The organism is Psychrobacter sp. 1U2, assembly GCF_051847575.1.
The window spans coordinates 1-2375 of the sequence record NZ_JBPYDC010000062.1 but is presented as its reverse complement, the minus strand read 5'-3'; the positions used below and the strand labels follow the sequence as shown (position 1 = coordinate 2375).

The window sequence follows — 2375 nt, the reverse complement described above, 5'->3', positions numbered from 1 at the left end:
GCTAGGCCACACCATACAAGTCTTTGCTACTGCGCTTGATGACTCAATCTATTTACTAACGCCACTTTCTATAATAGAGAAAGTTTGATTGTCACAATCAATCTGCGCTTTTACACCTAGGGGTAGGGTAAAAGTCGGGCTACTGTGTCCAAAATCCATCCCTGTTATGATTGGCAAATGACTCAGTCCAGCTTCATTGTAGATCACATCGAGTAACACTTCATCATACTCTCGCCAGAATTTGTTATCTTCAGGACGCCCAAGAATAATTCCTCTAATGCGTTCCATAATGCCGGATGCTACATAATTGCGTAACCAATATCTAAAAAAGGTAGGCGAAGGTTGATCTTCGGAGGTTTCAATAAATAAGATTTTGCCCTGCCAATCTGCAGGACTCACCCATAGAGCCGTATCTTTCATAAACTCTAGTACTTCTATACAACCACCAAGCAGCTCACCAGTTACTTTACCTACAGCTTTTCCTTGTTGTTTACTCTGACCATTTAACCAACGCCATCCTCGGCTTTGGGTCATCATGCGTTTTTTAGTCGCAAGTTCAGAGTTTTCCCATTCGAGCCACTCACTTGTCCAAACGGTACTTGGCTGAATCTGCCCAACAGGTCTACTAGAAAATAGAGTGCGTTTAATATCTTCAATGACATAGTCATGCATACCGCCATTTTCAGCAAAACCAACCAATAGACTGGTGCCATAAAACGAGGTAACACCTGCTTTGTAAAACATAAAATGGGTTATGGTAGAGTCTGAGAAACCTAAAAATATTTTTGGGTTTTTCTGAATTAAGTCGAAGTCAATATAAGGTAATAGGCGAATACTATCTGATCCGCCAATATTAGAAATGATGGCTTTTACATTGGGATTAGTCAGCGCTTCATGTAGGTCATCTGCTCTCGCCTGTGGATTTTCTTGTAACCATTTAGCAGGCTTTAGGGTGTTGTGCATTTCGATGACATTCACGCCAAAGGTATCTTGAAATTGCTGTTTGCCAGCTTGATAACGATGCGGAAGCTCACTTGCTCCCCCCCAAGAGAGGGATACGGTAGCGACAGTATCTCCTTTATTTAATTTGGCTGGTTTTATCATCTAAAACTCTTATTTGATTAAGTATTTCAGGTAGGCTGTTCGCACCCTATTTTTTAAGTAATATCTATAAACTTCTCACCACATACCCCATACAAGGCGCCTCTGCAATCCACTTTGCCAACAGCGCCTTATCACTGGCAATACCCGCATCCAATGGTAAAAACACTGCGCTACCAGAGCCAGTCATTCGTGCTGTGCCTGATGCCACTTTTTCTAAACTTTTCAAATAATCTAATGCTTCATCAACCGCGGGCGCAAGGCTGGTGACGACTGGAGTAAAAACATTGTGATAGGGTGCAGTTAAGTGTTGCAGATAATTGTCAAACTGATTTTCAATCGTTTGTATTGAGAGTGGTGTGATATCACGCTGTAACTTAGGATGCGCAAAGAGTGTTGCCGTATTGATGTGAGCATTTGGTGTTAGGATTAGATAGTGCTGTTTCGGTAAATTAATGGCGGTCAATTCTGCGCCAATACCCATAGCGATAGCGTCTTGCCCAAAAATAAATATTGGCACATCTGCACCAATCGTCGCACCGATTTTTATCAGCTCATCTTGAGTGAAGTTAAATCGCCAAATCTCATTTAATGTTAATAAGGTAGTTGCGGCATTAGAAGAGCCGCCGCCTAAACCTGCACCCATCGGCAAACGCTTGTCTAAACCAATACATACTTGCGGTAGCTGCTTGGGTAGTTTTTTTGACTGCAAAGTCGCAGCCAATAAAGCATGAGCGGCTTTAACAATTAAATTATCTTCTATAACACTAGTAATAGTATCTGCACCAGACAAGGTCAACAGTTGACGACAGATCTTACTTACATCTTGACCATTAATCGTAACTACCGTGTCTGCAACTAAGAAATGCAAATAGTCGCCCCAATTAAGTAGGCGAAAAACCGTTTGCAAATTATGATAGTTATCTGCACGCTTACCTATAATATGCAAAAATAAATTTATCTTGGCAGGAGATAAGCGTGTTATAGACGCTTTTGAAGTCAAGGAATTATCGGTCGTCATTGGTTATATTTATCAGCTGTTTTGGTGATTAATGGTCATGATGACTTTGTGGCCTTTTGGCTGCACAGCGCTAATCTTAGCAGGCAGTTTATCTGTACCCTTGTAAGTAAAGCTTGCCGTCCATTGACCATTAACTGAGCTTATGAGTCGACCTTGCGCATCAAGCTGTGGGGTGCTGTCTGAAGGTGCTGAGCGCCCTGATATCCAATACGGCATTTGTGAGATAGGCGCTTGCCAGCCAGTGGCTTTTTGT

At 41.9% G+C, this 2375-nt stretch carries 3 protein-coding genes; all 3 read right to left on the bottom strand.

Translation table 11 applies throughout. The annotated features are described in order from the left end of the window. Positions 1 to 48: 48 nt before the first annotated feature. Positions 49 to 1104: a S66 family peptidase gene (locus ACS8FD_RS13055; protein WP_439262294.1), complete on the bottom strand. Its 1056-nt coding sequence runs from the start codon at positions 1102 to 1104 to the stop codon at positions 49 to 51. A gap of 64 nt (positions 1105 to 1168) precedes the next feature. Beyond that, positions 1169 to 2122: a 4-(cytidine 5'-diphospho)-2-C-methyl-D-erythritol kinase gene (gene ispE / locus ACS8FD_RS13050; RefSeq protein ID WP_439262293.1), complete on the bottom strand. Its 954-nt coding sequence runs from the start codon at positions 2120 to 2122 to the stop codon at positions 1169 to 1171. Between the two features lie 12 nt (positions 2123 to 2134). Beyond that, on the bottom strand, positions 2135 to 2375 hold a 241-nt coding region (locus tag ACS8FD_RS13045; RefSeq protein ID WP_439276211.1), incomplete at its 5' end, for a lipoprotein insertase outer membrane protein LolB.

Bases quoted from the DNA above. Each gene is read 5' to 3' on its own strand.
- ACS8FD_RS13055 (WP_439262294.1), bottom strand. From the start codon at position 1,104: ATGATAAAACCAGCCAAATTAAATAAAGGAGATACTGTCGCTACCGTA.
- ispE (WP_439262293.1), bottom strand. From the start codon at position 2,122: ATGACGACCGATAATTCCTTGACTTCAAAAGCGTCTATAACACGCTTA.